Genomic DNA, 17,509 nt, shown 5'->3' on the forward strand with positions numbered 1-17,509 from the left:
ATGGCGATGATTATTGCCTTGCCCCTGGCAGCTTCAGCTAATGATTTTTGTGCAAAGTTAGATAAGTCAGGGATTTCTAACGGGGACCGGTTTGATAATACTGATAATCTGTACAAAGTCGGAGGGAAAGGACATTTGCAGTTTTATTCAGCGCCTGATGAAAAGTGTTTATTAAAAGGGACATTTGTTGTGCCAAATGATGATCTTTATGCCTATGTTGAGCAGAATGGATTTTATCGGGTCATGTACCTCACTAACGATGGTGATCAAATCATGGGCTGGGTTAAAAAAGACAGATTGCTTGCAACCCACAAGGGTTTGGCTCCTGACTATAACAACCCCAATTAATTATTTTGCTCAACCTCCTGGGCTGCCAGGGGGGAGTGTTATGTAATCAATTGTCCATACGATAAAGTGCGCTGGCCATCATAGAGGTTTTTCTATTTTTGGTGATTTATATAGCTACAATAACCCCGATAATTACTGCAATATAAACTTCTCTATGCGTTGGAGATCAGCGTACAGATTGAATTTCGAAGCCAAGGTTAGCTGGAGCCCCTATTAATGTCGCTTCCGAATATGATTAAGAAATATATTTTTTCAAAAAAAGCCTGCTTTTTCTCAATGATATTGCTTTCTTTTGCGGCTCCTGTATGGGCTGCGATAGATTTCAACGGTGAGTGGTCTGGTACTGCGGGTAATGAAAATAGCTCCGATTATTCCACGTTAAATATCAAGCTCAGACAAGTTGATGGGAAGGTTGTTGGGCGCTACTGCTACATTAAGAATAGTGGTAATCGTATTGATTGCCCTGATGGTGATGAGAATAACTTACATGGCGTTGTGAAGAATAATAAAGCTAATGTGAAATTTGACTCTGTCTTTGGTGGTAAAAATGGAGAGGCTGAGTTGACATTAAATAATAACGCCATGCTTTGGCATTTAATTGTACTGCCGAGCCATGGTGAGTTTTATGCTCCCAAGGATTTTTCCTTAAAAAGATAGAGCCAAATAGAAATGTAATGTTAAAAAGTAGGTTTTTTCGACATCAGGATTCACCGTGACTCTTGTAAATAACTGTGGGGATTTTTATACCAGTTGTAAAAAAGTAAAGTATTATGGCATGAGAAATAGCGATGGTAGCCAGATTTCACTTACCGGCCACACAATTGATTCCCCTGATGCAGCCAAAGCAGTTGGTATGATTTTCAATAATGGAAATATAGAGTATGGCATTAATTTTGAGCCGTTGACGCTGACGGTATCAAGAGACAAAAAGGTATTGCTATCACAGGATGATAAGTGGGAATAAAAATGTTCAGACGGTATTGCTTAAAGTGTATCTTGTTTTTTTCTTGTGCCGTTTTTAGTTATTCTGTTCTTTCAGCTAAAAGCAATATCCATTATGACACTAAAAATGTAACTCAAACTGATGAAGATATTGCTGTCCTGACGGTACATAAAGCTATCAGGGATAATAAGCTATCGTTATTACGCGATCATTGTTTAGCATATGATTATGATGATGTCTCTGACAGTAAATATTTCATTATCGATGTTCGAGAGGATAAACGCTATGCTATTTGTGGTGGAGACCCAAATACTTCTGTACATCTTTTTCGTTTTAAAGTCGATAAGAAAAATTATTCTTTGTTAACTGATGCAGGATCTGATAACGGAGTTTTTCATCCAGTTAAAAAGTAATTCCTACGGGGTTTTATTGCTCTTTTAGTCGGCTTTATCATCCGGAACGAACATCTGTGAGTGTTATTAAAAGTTGGCTTGTCGGGTAAGTTGATGCGTATAAAATTAGCTTTATTTAGTGTTGTGGCAGTTATGGCTTTCGGCATGATGTCAGCCAGAGCAGACGTAGTGATGTCTGATTATAATAGCCTTGATAAAGTTTCATCCGTTTTTAGCAACAAAGATGTACTGCTGAAGCTAAAGACCATTTTGGGTCCTGATTACGATACCTTCAGTCAAAACTTTGATGTGTATGGTGAACCGCACCTGACATCAGCAGGCGGATTGTTTGTGGAAGGCTGGTTAAGAGATCTCTACCTGGAACAGGCTTCAGCCTTTGTAATACAACCTGATGGCAGGATCTATGCTGCATGGACAGATGCTAAAATGGGCAAAATAAGTTATCGATGTAATGATAATACTGAGAAAACTTTGCAGCCTGATATTGCTGCCTGGGCAAAGCGTTTCAATAGCGACCCTGCGGGGGATTCTGCAGGTAACTTACAAGCAAACTGTACCAGTAAACCTCTTTCAGCCTCCGACTTCAGTGTGGAAATCAATCATTATCGTGTCTCGCTGGGAGACGAATGGGATAATCTGACAAAGCGGCCCGCCGGAGTGCCGATTGCTGAAAGCTATGCGGGCGACAGACCTTCAGAAGCCGGAAATTATCATTATTATCAGTATAACTATCCAGGTTTTGATATTTACTCTTCCAATTTGAACTGGGAAAAAGAGCATCGCGACAGCGATAGTTATATCATAGCGCAAATCACCCTTAATTCGCCGGGTATCAAAACGTACAGAGGTGTTTCAGTTGGTGACGGCGAAAGCGCTCTGCAACGTCGTTATGGCAAAGGCGCTGTTGATGACAGTGATGATCAATACTGGATTTATTACGAGGGTGATGGAAAGCGTCTCTTATTTCAGATTGAAGAACATCGCATAAGTCATATTATGATGGTTTTTAATGATGCGTAATACGTCACTGTCAATTACTAGCTAATATACAAATGAAATTATCTACTGGCGATGGAACAGCTTAATTAAATTCGTTTCGCTAAAGTGATTCTACATAGATCCATCCTCATTTATTCCTCAAACGGATATCCAACATGCACTACCAATTCAACGAGGGCGCGTTCGCCCTGTTTCCGGCTGGCTGGCAGGACACCAGCATGAATATTCTGCGCGATGAGGCCACCGGGCTGGCGCTGATCGTCAGCCGTGGGCCAATCGCCGAAGGCAGCGATTTTGAGCAGGAATTTCACCGTCAGTGGGATACGTTGCGCAGCCAGATGGGCCATGTAGAGCAGAGCGAATTTACACGCGTGCTGGCGGGAGCCGACAACACATTGCGCGCCATCGAAGTGGAAACGGCTTTTGATCGCAACGGGCAGGCTCTGTGGCAACGTCAGCTGGCAGTAAACGTGCCAGAAACCAATATGTTGATGATATTTACTTTTTCAGCCATGCGGCCTTTTGATGAAGAAGACGGGGCACGCTGGCATGCCTTCAAACAGAGCCTGACGCTGAACGCCCCACGGAAGGGATAATTATGGATAAGCACGCGGCCCGCCAGGGCGATGACATCATTCATTCCAGTATTTTCGCCGATATCACCAGTATCGTCGCTGAAGGTGCGGTCTACGCCGCGATGGGCGCGATTGTTGCCGGTGTGGCTACCGTAGCCGCTCCGCTGGTTGGCGTGGGTGCGCTGGCGGCGGTAGGCAGTAGCTGTCTGCTGAGCGGTATCATCGCGGGTGCGGTGGCGAATGTGGCAGGCATCACGGACGACATCAGCGCGGCTGCGGATGGCATTGGCGACATGCTGTTCCCGCCGTCGCCTGCAGGTGTCATTGCCAGCGGTTCGGATAATGTGATCATCAATGGCTTAGCGGCGGCTCGCGCGGCAGGTGAACTGACGGCAGGCGATACGCCGCCACCGGAAGCGCAGTCGGCCGGATTTTTTGCCGACTATGCCGGCAAACTGCTGGCGGTTGCCGACCAGTTCGCCGGGGCGATGTGGCAGCCGACGATTGCCTCTGCTGCCGCAGGTACCTCGCCACTGGAACAGGATAAAGTTGCGTGCGAGAAACACAGCGGACCACAATATCTCGCTGAAGGATCTAAAAGCGTATTCATCAACGGCCAGCCGGCGGCACGTGCTAAAGATCGCACCACCTGTGGCGCGACCATCAGCGATGATGTTTCAGCCAACGTCATCATTGGCGGTGAAACGCTAACGGTGCGGGATATCAAAAGCGGCAAACAGCCCGGTCTGGCGCTGGCGATGATCGGCCTGTCGCTGATCCGCGGTCGTCCCGGTCAGATCCTGAAAAATATGCCGTGTGCGCTGGCAATGGCGGGCGGCGGCATGCTGGCCGATATGTCTATCAACGCGATATTCTCCGCGCTGCACCCGGTACATGCCGCTACCGGCGTGAAAGTGCTGAATGATGATGCCGAGCGTGATTTCTCGCTGCCGGGACGTTTTCCCCTGCGCTGGCAGCGCAGCTATAACAGCCTGACGCAGCGCGCCGGCCTGTTTGGCCGTGGCTGGTCGACGGTGTTCGACAGCTATCTGACGCTGGAAGGCAATCAGGCCACCTGGTTTGATGACAACGGCCGCGAACTGCGTTTTGCCTTGCCCGGTGAAAAAGAGGTGCTTTACAGCATCAGCGAAGGACTGATGGTGCGACGCAATGCGCACGGTGACGTGGCCATCGCTGACGATGACGGCGCGGTCTGGCGCTTGTACAAACCCACCGCCAGAAACCCGCAGCTCTTGCGTCTCGCCTCGCTGAGCGACGAGTACGGCAACGCGCTGGAGATGGGCTGGGATGAGCAGAGCCGGCTGGTGCGCATCCATGATGAACCGCTGGCGATTGACGTGACGCTGCACTACAACGACGAACGCCATCCGCAACGCGTTACCGCTGCCAGTCACTTTGACGGTGAACAGCACTGGCCGCTGATGCGCTGGAGCTTTGATGATCACGGCCAGCTGGCCAGCGTCACCGATGCGGCAGGCATTGAGACGCGCCGTTTCCGTTATAACGTGGATGGCCTGATGGTATGGCACCGCCTGCCGGGCGGGCTGGAGAGCGAGTATCGCTGGCAGCTGTTTGATCACTGGCGGGTGATAGAAAACCGCACCAGCAGCGGCGATGGCTGCCGTATGCAGTACGATCTCGCGGCGGGCATTACCCGCGTTTCTACTTACGATGGGCAGCAGCGCGAGCATCACTGGAATGCACAGGGATTAATTACCTGCTTCATCGACGAGCGCGGCGAGCAATGGCGCTACGAGTGGGATGACAATGAACTGCTGACGCGCCGAATTGACCCGCTCGGCCATGCGGTGAACTTTACCTACGACGAGCTCGGCAACCGCATTGAAGAGCAGGATGCCGATGGCAATGCGCAGACCACAGAGTGGTTAACGCATCGTGCCCTGCCCAGCGTCATCACCCAGCCTGGCGGCGCTACCATCCGTTATTACTACGATATCCATCACGGACTGGAACGGGTGGTCGATGCGCTCGGGCACAGCACGCGTTATCTGCGTGATGAGTTTGGGCTGATCACAGAAGAGATTGATGCGGCGGGCAATCGCTATCGCCGTGAGTATAACGATGCCGGGCAGGTCATTCGCGAGACGGACTGCTCCGGCCAGACGACGCGTTACCGTTATCATCCGCTGGGCTGGCTGAGTTGTGTTACAGCAGCCGATGGCGAAGAAACGCGATACTACTATGATGCCGCCGGGCGGCCCCGGCAGATGGAACGTGCTGAAGGCTGGGAAGAACGTCTGGAGTGGAGCGAACGTGGTCTGCCAGTGGCGTATGCCTCGGCAGACGGTAAACGCAGCGAATTCGCTTACGACCAGGCCGGCAGACTGACTCTCTCGCGAAACGCGCAGGGCGAAGAGGTGCAGCGCCGCTGGGACAGCCGTGGACGTTTAATCTCGCTGCAAAATCAGAACGGCGAAAGCTACCACTTCGAATGGGGCGCAGATTCGCTGCTGCTGGCGCAGATCGGGCTGGACGGTGTGGCAACACGCTACGACTACGATGCCACCGGACGCGCAGTTGTCCGCACTTTCGCCGCCGGTCACCCGCAGGCCATTACGCACCGCTTCGCCTTCAGCCCGGCAGGGCAACTAATGGCGCGCATCACCCCGGAAGGCCAGACGCGCTATGACTATACCGCGGCGGGCCAGCTGGCAAGCGTGGCGCAGCATCTGCCACTGGGGGAAAACCAGTGGAGCCGTGAAGCCGAGCAGGCGATTACTTTCGCGTATGACAAAGCTGGTCGCGTGATAGCGGAGCAGGGCGATCAGGGCAGCCTGGCGTGGCAGTATGACGCGCTGGGCAACTGCACTGCGCTGACATTGCCGGATGGCCGCCAGCTGAAACAGTTGTATTACGGCAGTGGCCATCTGCTGAGCATCGCGCTGGATAACCTGCCGGTCAGCGAATTTACGCGCGATACGCTACACCGCGAACTGAGCCGCAGCCAGGGCGGACTGACCACGCGCAGCGATTACGATCGGCTGGGTCGGCTGGTGCGTCGCGATGTGTTCGACGGTGAGGCACAGCGCCCGGCACCGCGCCGCTGGTCACGCCGGCGTGATTTCGACTACGGCAACAACCTGATTCGCGAACAGCGCGACGACAATCCTTTCAGCCAGACGCTCTGGCACTACGACAGCGCGGGCCGTCTGCTGGCGCAGGAAGGTGTACAGCCCGGTAATGATACGTGGCAGTGGGATGGCGCGGGTAATCCGCTGGACCGCAGCGCGGCAGCAGCGGTAACGCACAACCGTGTTACGCAGCTGAACGGCATCCGCTGGCGCTATGACGTGCACGGTCGCACCAGTGAAAAGGATGACGGTCAGACGCGCTGGCGCTACCGCTATGATGACGAGCATCGCCTGATCGAAGTCGTCAGCGAACCGCGCGATCGCAACAAGCCTCAGGTGCAGGTGAGTTTCCGCTACGATCCGCTCGGGCGCCGCATCAGCAAGCGCGTGCAGCGTTTGCTGCACGGCAAGCCGGCCGGAGCAGCGACCCTCACCCGCTTCGTCTGGGACGGTTTTCGTCTGCTGCAAGAAATACACGACGATGTGCCACTGACCTACGTATACAGCGACGCAAACAGCTATGAACCGCTGGCGCGTATTGACGGCAATGAGGGCGCGGAGATTTTCTGGTTCCACAATGCCGCTAACGGCATGCCGGAACGCCTGACAGACAGCGAAGGCCGCATCAGCTGGGAAGGCATCAATAACGCATGGGGCAAACTGCTGCGCGAAACTCATCAGCAACTGCCCGGCTACGATCAGAACCTGCGTATGCAGGGCCAGTACCTGGACCGTGAAACCGGACTGCACTACAATCTGTTTCGTTACTACGATCCAGACAGTGCGCGGTTTACGCAGCAGGACCCGATAGGGCTGGCGGGTGGGCTGAACCTGTACCAGTATGCGCCGAATTCGTTCAGCTGGATAGATCCGCTGGGGTTGAGTAAGTGTAAAAACGAGTGGAATGATTTTCAAAAAAAATCAAATAAGCGGCAATTTTCATCAAGAACGCAAGCATCTAAAGCTTATGCTTTGTGGAGAAAGCAAGACTGGCCAGCCTTGGAAAAATTTATGGGAGAAGGTGCGTGGCCTCCAAATCGAGGTTTTGTTACTGCTACGAAAACGACACTTATACCTGGAACTAAAGTTGATCGCTATGGTGGGTGGATGGATGCCACAGGTTTTCATGATACGGGGACTTTTATTTCTCCTGCTGGTTCGTCATTTGAAGGTAGAGCTTTACAAACCAGTACACTAAATAAGCCATATACAACTTATGAAGTCTTAAAACCATTACCTGTTGATGGTGGCCCTGCTATCCCATGGTTTGGTCAACCAGGTTATGGTATTCAATATGAAACGTCTGTAGGTATTGAAAAGCTAATTAAGAATGGATTTTTGAGGAAGGTGTGAAAATGATTAATTACCAGAGGAAAAAAGTATTAATTCATGATGGGCCTGAAGATTCCTTTTTAAATAATAGTGTAAAAATAACCTGTCCATTATGTGGAGGCGCTATATTTTTTGGTTTATATAATTCCCTTGATTTTGATATGATAAATGAAGATAAAAAAAATAAGATGTTAGAAAAAATGAGAGGTGTGAAGCTAGCTGGAGATGAAATTAAGGAATATAAATACAAAGAAAGTCCACTAAGGATTATAGACAGAAAGTGCGCAAATGGGATGCATGATATTACAATTGTCTTTACCTACAAGGAATTACAACCTTCCCGTTATGAATCATATCTGATTGGAGTGTTTGATAAAAAACAATTTTAGATTTGATTGCGTTTTATAGCCTTGGTTTGTTATTAAGCTGCATTCGTTTTGATGCAGGTTTAATACATTAATTTTGCGTCATTAGCATTAGAATAAGAGAGCTACTTTAAAAAATTATTTTAAATTTTTCATGATGATAAAACATTAAAATAACTATCTAATGATTTGCAGTATTATGACGGAGCTCAATTAGATTAAGGTGTAAACATGTATCTATCTTATGGCGGCTCATAAGTTGGAATGGCAGCGTCCCCGCAGAGTGTATGGGTTATTTGAAGGTTATTGACGATTCCTGACTTAAGCCATAATTATTGAGTTGAAAATGAATAATAATTTAATTTGCATCAAAGAAAATAATCAATTGCATTGGATATGCAATAAAAAAAGATCACTTTTATTATAGATTATTTGGATCTGGCAATGATGGATGAAAAGCGGAATTTAGTATTCGCGTTAAGCAAATTATCGCCTTTACCAATGTTATTAACGGTTGTAAATGATGATGGGACTTTATTTTCATGTTTTCCGCCTCCAGAAGGAGCATCTTTTTATTACTTGACGCTAAATGATGAAAAAGAGGTTTTGATTGTTTTCTCTTTTTCCCAAAAAGTAAATGGCTGGTATGATTGGCACTACTCTTTAGATTTAGGAAAAAAGAGATAACGAGAATATCACCTTCTTATTAGTATCAGGTGAAGCCATTCCCCGCTGATAATTGTATGGCGAGATTTGATGCTATAGATATTATTGATTGGGGTGGTTTAAAACCCTACAGCTTTACAAGAATGGTGTTCCACAATTTAAGGTTTCGCTTGCCAAAAGTGACACAGGGCACGGATATACGCTTTTTTACCAGCGTACATCCAGAATGTAATAGATGCGGTGTATTAAATTATTATCAACATAAAAAGGCTATGCTATTATCCTTCGATAAAGTCAATGTTCTCAAGGAGTTAATGCGATGACAGATAAAGAATTAAGAGGAAGCCTTCTTTATTTGATAAATAAATATGTGCCTAAGAGTGAAAGAGAAAATTTCTATGTATATTTATCAAGAGATGATGTCCCAGTAAAAGGGATACTGGCCGACTTAAATAAATTTAAAGCAGTAACTGTAGAACAGGCTGATGGTGATTTAATAAGTGATATATATTTCTATTATTGCTGAGAATAGTCTGAAGTAATCTTAACTGTCTTTCCGGCTTTTTTCTCTTTAGCCTCCTAATGTCAGGATCAGGTAATCCCTTTCCACCTTTACTCATCAGCAACTGCCCGGTTACGACCAGAACCTGCGTATGCAGGGCCAGTACCTGGACCGTGAAACCGGACTGCACTACAATCTGTTTCGTTACTACGACCCGGACAGTGCGCGGTTTACGCAGCAGGACCCGATAGGGCTGGCGGGTGGGCTGAACCTGTACCAGTATGCGCCGAATGCGTTCAGCTGGATAGATCCGCTGGGGTTGAATAGGTGTAAACCTGATTTTTATGTCGGGCCAGATGGACCAAGTGCGACGATGCCCTCGACTGCTTATCATTATATGAATAGTTCAGATTCATACGCTGCTAAAACAATGGCATCTAAATCAGCGCCATTAAGTTATTTTGGTTATACAAAATATAAAACTGGTAGTGAGGCTAGGGATGCTTATCAAATTTTCTATGAAAAAGGTAATGTTAAATCATGGAGTGATGCTCGCCTGTTGGGAGAATTTGATACTTTACAGCTTTATAAGAATGGTGTTCCTCAGGTTAAAGTTCCGCTTGCAAATGGGGGGATGGGCCTGGTTATGAATTATTTACAAGTGCTTATCCTCAATATGGGAAAGGTGGTGCTGTTCAGCTACTGCCAATTGAGAAAGGAACTCCTGTGATTTTCAATAAAGTTAGCGTGTTACCGGAGTAATTGTGAGTCGTGATGAGTTGGTTAATTATTTAAATTATTTAATTGATAAATATGTTCTCCCGGAAAAAAGAAGTGTTTTTTCGTCTCGTTTATTAAAAGATGACGTACCAGTAAAAAGTATCTTAGCAGACTTTAATGATCTTGCGGTCGGCTCTATTGAAGAAGCAGATGGCGCACTGATCAGAGAGATATATTTTAATTTTTGTTAAATAATAAGCCGGAAGCGATCTGAATCATCCTTCCGGCTTTTTATTTTAGTCGCCCGCCGTCAGGACCAGACAGCCCTCTTCAACCTGCATGGTTAACTTCTTACCGACCCCGAACCCGGCCACATGCAGCCGCTACCCCCGGTAAATCCAAGTGGTAGTGGCATCACCAGTGGGCTCTGTGCCGGCCGTGCCCGGCGAACAGCAAGCTGCCCGTGCACGGGTTGCCGTTCAAAGCGTGGCTGGTAGTATTTAGGGGTACAGACAGGGAAGGTCATGACTGGGCGGTAGCGTGGGCAGGGCAAAATTACGCGTCCAGGTTCATCGTGTTAACAGCCTGCTGAAAGTGGGAAAGGCCCCCATGAAAAGATAATAAAAGCAGCATGTTAATCCCACTAAAAGGTATGACGATGTTAGAGTCCTCCCTATGACCAGATAGGACTGGCGGGTGGGCTGAACCTGTACCAGTATGCGCCGACTTCGCTAGGGTGGGTGGATCCGTGGGGGGTGAGAAAGTGCAGCAACAATGGAAATAAAAGTAAGCCTGATTTTTATGTTGGTCCTGATGGGCCTAGTGCAACAATGCGAGCGACAGCGTATCGGTTTGTACGATATAAGAACGATGATGGCAGCTTAAATGAGTGGGGACAAAAGCTGCTCTCTGATAAGAGTGCTCTGTTCACCTATTTTGGTTTCGATAAATTTAATAGTGGAAAAGCAACAAGAGATGCTTTTCAAATAAAAGGTATTGATAAAGTTAATCCTCTTAATCCTGAAGATATGTCCTGGAGTGATGGTAGGTTGAGAGGGCAATTTGATACTCTTCAATTATTTGAAAATGGCATTCCTCAGGTTCGGCACCCAACAATGTTTGGAAATGAACCGGGTAAACCATTAGAGCTTTTTACTAAAGCATATCCGCGATATGGAAAAGGTGGTGTCGAGCAATTATACGCAGACAAGCGAGTTATAAATTTCGATGATGTTAATATTCTTCCTGAGGAGTAAGAATGAACTATGAGTCCTGTAGTGAAGTGCTTGATTTCCTTGATAATTACTTTGCGGGGAGAGTGAGGGATCCGTATTACCTGCATAAGCTTAAGAAAATAATTGAGGATTCAAGGTATGAAAGGAATGTCCCGATCAGGTCTATTCACCAAACTTTTATTGATTACACAGAAGAGTTCAATGACTACTCTGTACAAGGTGAAAATATGAGAGATGTATGGAGCAAACTGTTAGACATATGGCAGTAATGTTATCTCTATTTTTTACTGAAAGGAGATGAGTGATGTAATAATGTTATGAAAAAAACCGAAGCATTAAATATATTAAGGAAAACTCTTTCGGATCTGGAAAAAGAAAGATTGGTTTTTCATAAGGTGGAACTCAATAATATTATTGATAAATATAAGAAAAGAATTCATGATATTGAAATGGATGTTTTGACGTACAACGAAATACATAACTCAGTTAAAGCTTATTTAGGAATATATAATGATTATGATAATCCTCTTCTTTATCAAATGTCTGATGCTGAAGAAGTAGTGAAGAGTTATCTTTCCTTATGAGGAATATTAATCTTGTATAAAAATCCCTCTTGTCTGAAATAGATAGAGCAATTGATAATATTGAAGCTGTTATAAAAAATGAGCGCAAAGAAGATTTGCGGGCTTTTATTAATGATCTTGAAAATTTAAAAGTGGAAGTTATTAATGATGAAGTAAAGAGTAATATCTTAAGAGGCTTTGCCCGTCGTTATGCAGACATGTATAACGACTACCTTAACCCAATTACTAATGTTTTGGATAGAATGGAAAAAGCAGTCGATAGTTATTTAGAAAAAGAAATATAGTTAAATAAGCCGGAAGCGATCCCCGTGGCAGACAATGGCAAGGTCATGGTATTTATAAGGGGCGCGATAAATGGTCAAATACTTTCTTAAAAGAAGGGGATATTGTCTATGGCGGAGCACCCGGACAATCTGGTTTCTATTTCGACAAAGCCACTTTAGATGCTGCTGATGGTAGCAGAACAAAATTATGGCAGAGTCTGCAGGTTCTTCCCCACCCAACATAAGGTTATAGAAAAATGGTACAGGCTTACCGAGTTAAAAAAAACTACAGTTGCAGGTACTGGCCAGGCGTTATCACAAGATCCTTCTCTTGGTTTTGGTAAAGGTGGCGGAACGCAATTCTTTATCTCTAATTATAAAATTGTATTAGAGCCAATAGGATCTCCATTTGGTTTAGGAGTATGATTTTGCAAATATCGTGTAAGGCTGACGTTATAATCTTTGATGAGAATATAAAAATATCTCTTTTCCAGAAGAAAAAAGAAATTATTACCAATCTGCATCCATGGGAGGATTGGCTAAGAAACGATGATGGGGAAGTTGTATCCTATAGATTGAAATTAGGTAATAAACATGATGGTTTTGTTTATTTAATTGTTACTTTTAAACCGCCAGTTAACGAAAATGCACTCGTTGCTACATGGTTTATTGCTCCAGAAGGACTGATAGAAGGTCAGCAAAAAAAAGCATCAGGGAAAGTAACAAAGCGTTTAAGGGATTGGTTTTTTAAAAAAACGCAAGTTTTATTACCTACAGGAGGAGAATGGGGGCATATTGATGCTTCATATGATCCATGGAATAGTGTAGGAATGATTGTTTGTAACTATAAAACAGCATTCGAAGATCAGGAGAAGTGGCGTGAATATAGGCGGAGTAATTTATTCTAACAGTTAATTTTTTATATTTTAGAAGCTAGCTTGCTCGGTATTATATACTATAGCGCAAAATACTGCGCTGTTTCGTTCTGAAAATTTATTTTTAGGTTAGTTATTCTCAAATAGCATAATCGTTACCCCGCTAAACCCTCCCAGGATATTGGTAGTTTGGGAGCAGTTGTGTGACGAAATTCTTCATATCTAATCGTAAAATAGTCCTGGAAACCTTAGGTTTATCATTTGATATTGGAGTGTAAGGTTATGTTCGACTTAGAGAAGGGAGTTATTACATTTAAAAACTCATTGATGTTGGGTCCAGAGGTAACGAAAAAAAATTTATTTGATAACTTTCATGTAAAGTGGGAGGGGTGGCCAGAAAAAAAAGAAAATAAGACTGTATCGTATAGAACCATACTTAAAGGTGACAGGAAGTTTGGTGATATTTATCTTATAGTTGATTTTTTGCAGCCTAATGACATTAATTCTCAACTTAGTAGTTGGCGATTCTCACCTGAAAAGCTTTTGATGGGTGAACAAAAAAAACCTGAAGGTAATGTTACCCGAGGGTTAAGAAAATGGTTTAGTGATGAATTTACGGCTGAGCTTCCAGTGTCAGGGGCATGGGGGCATGTTGATGCTGCTTATGATCCTCATAATCGTACAGGGACGATTGTCTGTAATTATCGAAAAGGGTTTGAAGATAAAAAATGGGTTGAGTATTGCGAATGGAATAACATCAAGGGGAATTAATCCATTCGCTCCTGAAGTAAGGTGGCTAAAAATTATTTCATCACCATAGTATTCATCATGTAACGGATGATTTCGGCTTGTGCAAAAATATTATTTATTTTAAAAATTTGAAATGAATAAGCTGATTAGAGATGATGACGGTAATACGATGAATGCAGTATTTTATAGATAGACCTTTTCTAATAACACTATTGAGCGAAGAAATGATTAAGATAAAGGAGCCAAAGGTTTATATGCCAGGTTATCCACTGTTCATTTTTGATTGGCCAGATGAGGATGGACTGATAAAGGTATTAGTCGATGTTGCCTATCGGTATGAAAAAATAAGAAAGAATTAGAATAAGCCGAAAACGTTCTTAACGATCCTCCGGCTTTTCTCTTTAGTCGCCCGCCGTCAGGATCATGCAGCCGCCTCTATCCTGACTGCCATCGCCTGACCGGTGTTAAACCTCGTTTCAGCAAGCGATCAGACCGCACCTCCCATATGAACTCAACCCTCTTTCCTCTCAGTCTCCACACTCTCCGCCGCCGTCTCTTCCTCTTTATCCTCTTTCACCGTTCTGCTGGCCGTCAGCAGGAACGGTGATTGCTGCCAGCGGGTGCGGCGGTCGCGCAGCAGGGTACGGGTCAGGATAATGCCGATCGCCAGCGCCAGCAGCATCATCAGGCGCAGAATATTGGTGGTGTTATCCACCTGACGCGATTCCGTCACCAGCACATGCGTATCCAGCGTGATACGCAGAAAACCCTGCGGACCCTCTTTCCCTTCCAGCGGCTGGACAATCTGATGATTAAAATAGCTACCGGCACGTTTACCGTCGAGCGCCAGGCGGTCGCGCACATTAATACTCTCGCCGCTGTGGGCCACCAGGCTGCCGTCGTCGGCATAGACCGAAGCGTCCAGCACACGGCTGTTATCCGTCATCTGATTCAGGATGGCTTCAATCTGCGTGCGGTTATCGTCGCTGTTATCCATGAGCGGTTTCAGGCTGAACGCCACCTGGCGCGTCAGCGTGTGCGCCAGCTCCTCGACCTGTTCGGAACGGGCCATCTGATGGCCAAGACTAAACCATGATGCGCCCTGCATCAGCACCACTAACAGCGCCAGCGAGATAAGAACGATCACCGTGCGATGCAGGCGAAATTTCAGTGCGGTTTTGACCATCAGAAACCCGTGTGACGTAACAGCAGAAAGGCTGGCAATTATGTTGCCAGAACCCGCGCAGACAAGGTAGCCTCTTGCGTGGTTTTGTTGTCCCTACAGGAGCTGTAATGCCAAATCGTCTTACCTGGTGCGATCTGCCCGCCGATGTCTCTCTTTGGCCGGGTTTACCCCTTTCCCTGAGCGGTGATGAAGTGATGCCGCTGGATTACCGTGCCGGTCGGACTGGCTGGTTACTGTATGGGCGCGGGCTCGATAAACAAAAACTGACCGATTATCAGCATCAGCTGGGCGCGGCGATGGTGATCGTCAGCGCGTGGAATGTCGATGAGTATCAGGTAATCCGGCTGGCGGGCTCGCTGACACCGCGTGCCAGCAAGCTGGCGCATGAGGCTGGCTTTGATGTGGCGCCGCTTGGCAAAATTCCCCATCTGAAAACGCCAGGGCTGCTGGTCATGGACATGGATTCCACCGCCATCCAGATCGAGTGCATCGATGAGATCGCCAAACTGGCGGGCTGTGGCGAGCAGGTGGCGGAAGTGACGGAACGCGCGATGCGCGGCGAGCTGGATTTTAAAGCCAGCCTGCGCGAGCGCGTGGCGAAGCTGGCCGGCGCTGACGCCAACATCCTGAAGCAGGTGCGCGACACGCTGCCGCTGATGCCAGGCCTGACCACGCTGGTGCACAAGTTGCAGGCGCTGGGCTGGCAGGTGGCGATTGCCTCGGGCGGTTTCACTTTCTATGCCGATCACCTGCGGCAGACGCTGCATCTGGCCGCTGCGGTAGCCAACGAACTGGAAATGCGTGACGGTAAGCTGACCGGCGAAGTGCTGGGGCAAATCGTCGACGCGCAATTTAAAGCCGATACCCTGAACAGTCTGGCCCAGCGCTTTGACATCGCACCGGAACAAACCGTGGCGATTGGCGATGGTGCTAACGATCTGCCGATGATTAAAACGGCGGCGCTGGGTATCGCCTATCATGCTAAACCCAAAGTGAATGAGCAGACGGAAGTGATTATCCGCCACGCTGACCTGATGGGAGTGTTCTGCATTCTCACCGGCAGCCTGATTCACGAAGAGCGTTAACTGAGGATTTGATTTGGCCAAAGCGGCAAAACGCGCCTTCGTCTGTAACGAATGCGGCGCTGACTATCCGCGCTGGCAGGGGCAATGCAGCGCCTGTCACGCCTGGAATACCATTACCGAGGTGCGCATTGCCGCCTCGCCTGCGGCCGCGCGCAATGAGCGCCTGAGCGGCTATGCCGGTAGCGCCGGCACCAGCCGGGTGCAGAAGCTGTCGGAGATCAGTCTGGAAGCGCTGCCGCGTTTCTCGACCAGTTTCAAAGAGTTTGACCGCGTGCTGGGCGGCGGCGTGGTGCCAGGCAGCGCGATACTGATTGGCGGTAACCCTGGCGCCGGTAAATCAACGCTGTTGTTGCAGGTGATGTGTAAGCTGGCGGAAGGGATGAAAACCCTATACGTCACCGGCGAAGAGTCGCTGCAGCAGGTGGCGATGCGCGCCCATCGTCTGGGATTGCCGACGGAAAACCTCAATATGCTGTCGGAAACCAGCATCGAGCAGATCTGCCTGATCGCCGAGCAGGAGCAGCCGAAGTTGATGGTGATCGACTCGATCCAGGTGATGCACATGGCGGAGATCCAGTCATCGCCGGGCAGCGTGGCGCAGGTGCGGGAAACCGCCGCTTACCTGACGCGCTTCGCCAAAACGCGCGGCGTGGCGATCATCATGGTCGGTCACGTCACCAAAGATGGCTCGCTGGCCGGGCCGAAGGTGCTGGAGCACTGCATCGACTGTTCGGTGCTGCTGGACGGCGATGCCGATTCGCGCTTCCGCACGCTGCGCAGCCACAAAAACCGCTTTGGCGCGGTGAATGAGCTGGGCGTCTTTGCCATGACCGAGCAGGGCATGCGCGAAGTCAGTAACCCGTCTGCTATCTTTTTGTCACGCGGCGATGAGATTACCTCGGGCAGTTCGGTGATGGTGGTCTGGGAGGGCACGCGCCCGCTGCTGGTTGAGATTCAGGCGCTGGTGGACCATTCGATGATGGGCAATCCGCGCCGTGTGGCGGTTGGGCTGGAGCAGAACCGTCTGGCGATTCTGCTGGCGGTGCTGCACCGTCACGGCGGCCTGCAGATGGCCGATCAGGACGTGTTTGTGAACGTGGTCGGCGGCGTCAAAGTCACCGAGACCAGTGCAGACCTGGCGCTGCTGCTGGCGATGGTGTCGAGCCTGCGCGATCGCCCGCTGCCGCAGGATCTGGTGATTTTTGGCGAAGTCGGGCTGGCCGGGGAGATTCGTCCGGTGCCGAGCGGCCAGGAGCGCATTTCCGAAGCGGCCAAGCACGGCTTTAAGCGCGCCATTGTGCCGGCAGGGAATGCGCCGAAGAAGGCGATTGACGGTATGAAGGTGTATAGCGCGAAGAAACTGGCGGACGCGCTGGCGATTCTTGACGAGCTGTAAGGTGGGTTGTTGGGGAGGGGGTTTGGCTTGTGGTTCCACCTTTTCCCTCACCCTAACCCTCTCCCGCTAGCGGGAGAGGGGACCGATCGGAGAGGTTTGGTGGTCAGTAACCTGACCAGGCACCTCCCATGCCAGCCGCACTAATTTTCCTCCTCTCCC

The 17,509-nt window shown here is 48.1% G+C and carries 19 protein-coding genes and 2 pseudogenes; 20 read left to right on the forward strand and 1 reads right to left on the reverse strand.

Features of this window, described 5'->3' with window-relative positions:
* The 18 genes and pseudogenes from K7H94_RS03325 to K7H94_RS03405 all read left to right on the forward strand — a co-directional run bounded on the left by K7H94_RS03325 (window position 1) and on the right by K7H94_RS03405 (window position 13,704).
* Entirely contained in the window at window positions 1–348 is a 348-nt protein-coding gene (locus K7H94_RS03325) for a hypothetical protein (protein ID WP_245001392.1), read from the forward strand.
* A gap of 216 nt (window positions 349–564) precedes the next feature.
* Window positions 565–1,005 carry a hypothetical protein gene (locus K7H94_RS22950; protein WP_245001393.1) on the forward strand — a complete coding sequence of 147 codons (441 nt, stop codon included), beginning with the start codon at window positions 565–567 and terminating at the stop codon, window positions 1,003–1,005.
* A 55-nt stretch (window positions 1,006–1,060) separates the two neighbouring features.
* Window positions 1,061–1,312, forward strand: coding sequence for a hypothetical protein (locus tag K7H94_RS22955; protein ID WP_245001394.1), 252 nt, complete (start codon window positions 1,061–1,063; stop codon window positions 1,310–1,312).
* The gene (locus tag K7H94_RS03335; RefSeq protein ID WP_245001395.1) at window positions 1,303–1,704 is read left to right on the forward strand and encodes a hypothetical protein; all 402 of its coding nucleotides are present in this window, start codon (window positions 1,303–1,305) and stop codon (window positions 1,702–1,704) included. The genes K7H94_RS22955 and K7H94_RS03335 overlap by 10 nt, the downstream gene beginning before the upstream one ends.
* Window positions 1,705–1,764: 60 nt before the next feature.
* Window positions 1,765–2,724, forward strand: coding sequence for a hypothetical protein (locus tag K7H94_RS03340; RefSeq protein WP_222951646.1), 960 nt, complete (start codon window positions 1,765–1,767; stop codon window positions 2,722–2,724).
* 134 nt (window positions 2,725–2,858) lie between these two features.
* Entirely contained in the window at window positions 2,859–3,299 is a 441-nt protein-coding gene (locus K7H94_RS03345) for a DcrB-related protein (protein WP_127834554.1), read from the forward strand.
* A 2-nt stretch (window positions 3,300–3,301) separates the two neighbouring features.
* A complete protein-coding gene (locus K7H94_RS03350) occupies window positions 3,302–7,744 on the forward strand; it encodes a glycohydrolase toxin TNT-related protein (RefSeq protein ID WP_222951647.1) in 4,443 nt (1,480 codons plus the stop codon).
* A gap of 2 nt (window positions 7,745–7,746) precedes the next feature.
* On the forward strand, window positions 7,747–8,112 hold the full coding sequence (locus K7H94_RS03355) for a hypothetical protein (protein WP_245001396.1): 366 nt from the start codon (window positions 7,747–7,749) through the stop codon (window positions 8,110–8,112).
* Window positions 8,113–8,532: 420 nt separating this feature from the next.
* Entirely contained in the window at window positions 8,533–8,775 is a 243-nt protein-coding gene (locus K7H94_RS03360; RefSeq protein ID WP_222951649.1) for a hypothetical protein, read from the forward strand.
* A 298-nt stretch (window positions 8,776–9,073) separates the two neighbouring features.
* Window positions 9,074–9,280, forward strand: a complete 207-nt coding sequence (locus K7H94_RS03365) for a hypothetical protein (RefSeq protein WP_222951650.1) — start codon at window positions 9,074–9,076, stop codon at window positions 9,278–9,280.
* Between the two features lie 109 nt (window positions 9,281–9,389).
* Window positions 9,390–9,593 (forward strand): annotated as a pseudogene (locus K7H94_RS23285) (RHS repeat-associated core domain-containing protein); the annotation flags it as partial.
* Window positions 9,594–10,020: 427 nt separating this feature from the next.
* Entirely contained in the window at window positions 10,021–10,227 is a 207-nt protein-coding gene (locus K7H94_RS03375) for a hypothetical protein (RefSeq protein ID WP_222951651.1), read from the forward strand.
* 426 nt (window positions 10,228–10,653) lie between these two features.
* Window positions 10,654–11,232 (forward strand): annotated as a pseudogene (locus tag K7H94_RS03380) (type IV secretion protein Rhs); the annotation flags it as partial.
* Between the two features lie 296 nt (window positions 11,233–11,528).
* The gene (locus K7H94_RS03385; protein WP_222951652.1) at window positions 11,529–11,795 is read left to right on the forward strand and encodes a hypothetical protein; all 267 of its coding nucleotides are present in this window, start codon (window positions 11,529–11,531) and stop codon (window positions 11,793–11,795) included.
* Between the two features lie 29 nt (window positions 11,796–11,824).
* Complete coding sequence (locus tag K7H94_RS03390; RefSeq protein WP_222951653.1) at window positions 11,825–12,079, forward strand: hypothetical protein; 255 nt, start codon at window positions 11,825–11,827, stop codon at window positions 12,077–12,079.
* A 159-nt stretch (window positions 12,080–12,238) separates the two neighbouring features.
* Window positions 12,239–12,484 carry a hypothetical protein gene (locus K7H94_RS22960; protein ID WP_245001398.1) on the forward strand — a complete coding sequence of 82 codons (246 nt, stop codon included), beginning with the start codon at window positions 12,239–12,241 and terminating at the stop codon, window positions 12,482–12,484.
* A complete protein-coding gene (locus K7H94_RS03400) occupies window positions 12,481–12,966 on the forward strand; it encodes a hypothetical protein (protein WP_222951654.1) in 486 nt (161 codons plus the stop codon). The genes K7H94_RS22960 and K7H94_RS03400 overlap by 4 nt, the downstream gene beginning before the upstream one ends.
* 249 nt (window positions 12,967–13,215) lie before the next feature.
* Window positions 13,216–13,704, forward strand: coding sequence for a hypothetical protein (locus K7H94_RS03405; RefSeq protein WP_072209924.1), 489 nt, complete (start codon window positions 13,216–13,218; stop codon window positions 13,702–13,704).
* A 490-nt stretch (window positions 13,705–14,194) separates the two neighbouring features.
* Here the strand turns inward: K7H94_RS03405 and K7H94_RS03410 are convergent, their stop codons facing one another.
* Entirely contained in the window at window positions 14,195–14,869 is a 675-nt protein-coding gene (locus tag K7H94_RS03410) for a YtjB family periplasmic protein (RefSeq protein ID WP_021506808.1), read from the reverse strand.
* Window positions 14,870–14,976: 107 nt separating this feature from the next.
* On the opposite strand from K7H94_RS03410, the gene serB reads away from it, so the two are divergent.
* Window positions 14,977–15,954 carry a phosphoserine phosphatase gene (gene serB / locus K7H94_RS03415; protein ID WP_021506809.1) on the forward strand — a complete coding sequence of 326 codons (978 nt, stop codon included), beginning with the start codon at window positions 14,977–14,979 and terminating at the stop codon, window positions 15,952–15,954.
* A 13-nt stretch (window positions 15,955–15,967) separates the two neighbouring features.
* The gene (gene radA / locus K7H94_RS03420) at window positions 15,968–17,350 is read left to right on the forward strand and encodes a DNA repair protein RadA (RefSeq protein ID WP_021506810.1); all 1,383 of its coding nucleotides are present in this window, start codon (window positions 15,968–15,970) and stop codon (window positions 17,348–17,350) included.
* Window positions 17,351–17,509 lie beyond the last annotated feature (159 nt).

Source organism: Pantoea dispersa (genome assembly GCF_019890955.1).
In the GTDB taxonomy this organism is placed as follows: domain Bacteria; phylum Pseudomonadota; class Gammaproteobacteria; order Enterobacterales; family Enterobacteriaceae; genus Pantoea; species Pantoea dispersa.

Bases quoted from the DNA above. Each gene is read 5' to 3' on its own strand.
- K7H94_RS03410 (WP_021506808.1), bottom strand. From the start codon at position 14,869: ATGGTCAAAACCGCACTGAAATTTCGCCTGCATCGCACGGTGATCGTT.
- K7H94_RS03355 (WP_245001396.1), top strand. From the start codon at position 7,747: ATGATTAATTACCAGAGGAAAAAAGTATTAATTCATGATGGGCCTGAA.
- K7H94_RS03385 (WP_222951652.1), top strand. From the start codon at position 11,529: ATGAAAAAAACCGAAGCATTAAATATATTAAGGAAAACTCTTTCGGAT.
- K7H94_RS03350 (WP_222951647.1), top strand. From the start codon at position 3,302: ATGGATAAGCACGCGGCCCGCCAGGGCGATGACATCATTCATTCCAGT.
- K7H94_RS22950 (WP_245001393.1), top strand. From the start codon at position 565: ATGTCGCTTCCGAATATGATTAAGAAATATATTTTTTCAAAAAAAGCC.
- K7H94_RS03405 (WP_072209924.1), top strand. From the start codon at position 13,216: ATGTTCGACTTAGAGAAGGGAGTTATTACATTTAAAAACTCATTGATG.
- K7H94_RS03400 (WP_222951654.1), top strand. From the start codon at position 12,481: ATGATTTTGCAAATATCGTGTAAGGCTGACGTTATAATCTTTGATGAG.
- serB (WP_021506809.1), top strand. From the start codon at position 14,977: ATGCCAAATCGTCTTACCTGGTGCGATCTGCCCGCCGATGTCTCTCTT.
- K7H94_RS03345 (WP_127834554.1), top strand. From the start codon at position 2,859: ATGCACTACCAATTCAACGAGGGCGCGTTCGCCCTGTTTCCGGCTGGC.
- K7H94_RS22960 (WP_245001398.1), top strand. From the start codon at position 12,239: ATGCTGCTGATGGTAGCAGAACAAAATTATGGCAGAGTCTGCAGGTTC.
- K7H94_RS03325 (WP_245001392.1), top strand. From the start codon at position 1: ATGGCGATGATTATTGCCTTGCCCCTGGCAGCTTCAGCTAATGATTTT.
- K7H94_RS03360 (WP_222951649.1), top strand. From the start codon at position 8,533: ATGATGGATGAAAAGCGGAATTTAGTATTCGCGTTAAGCAAATTATCG.
- K7H94_RS03365 (WP_222951650.1), top strand. From the start codon at position 9,074: ATGACAGATAAAGAATTAAGAGGAAGCCTTCTTTATTTGATAAATAAA.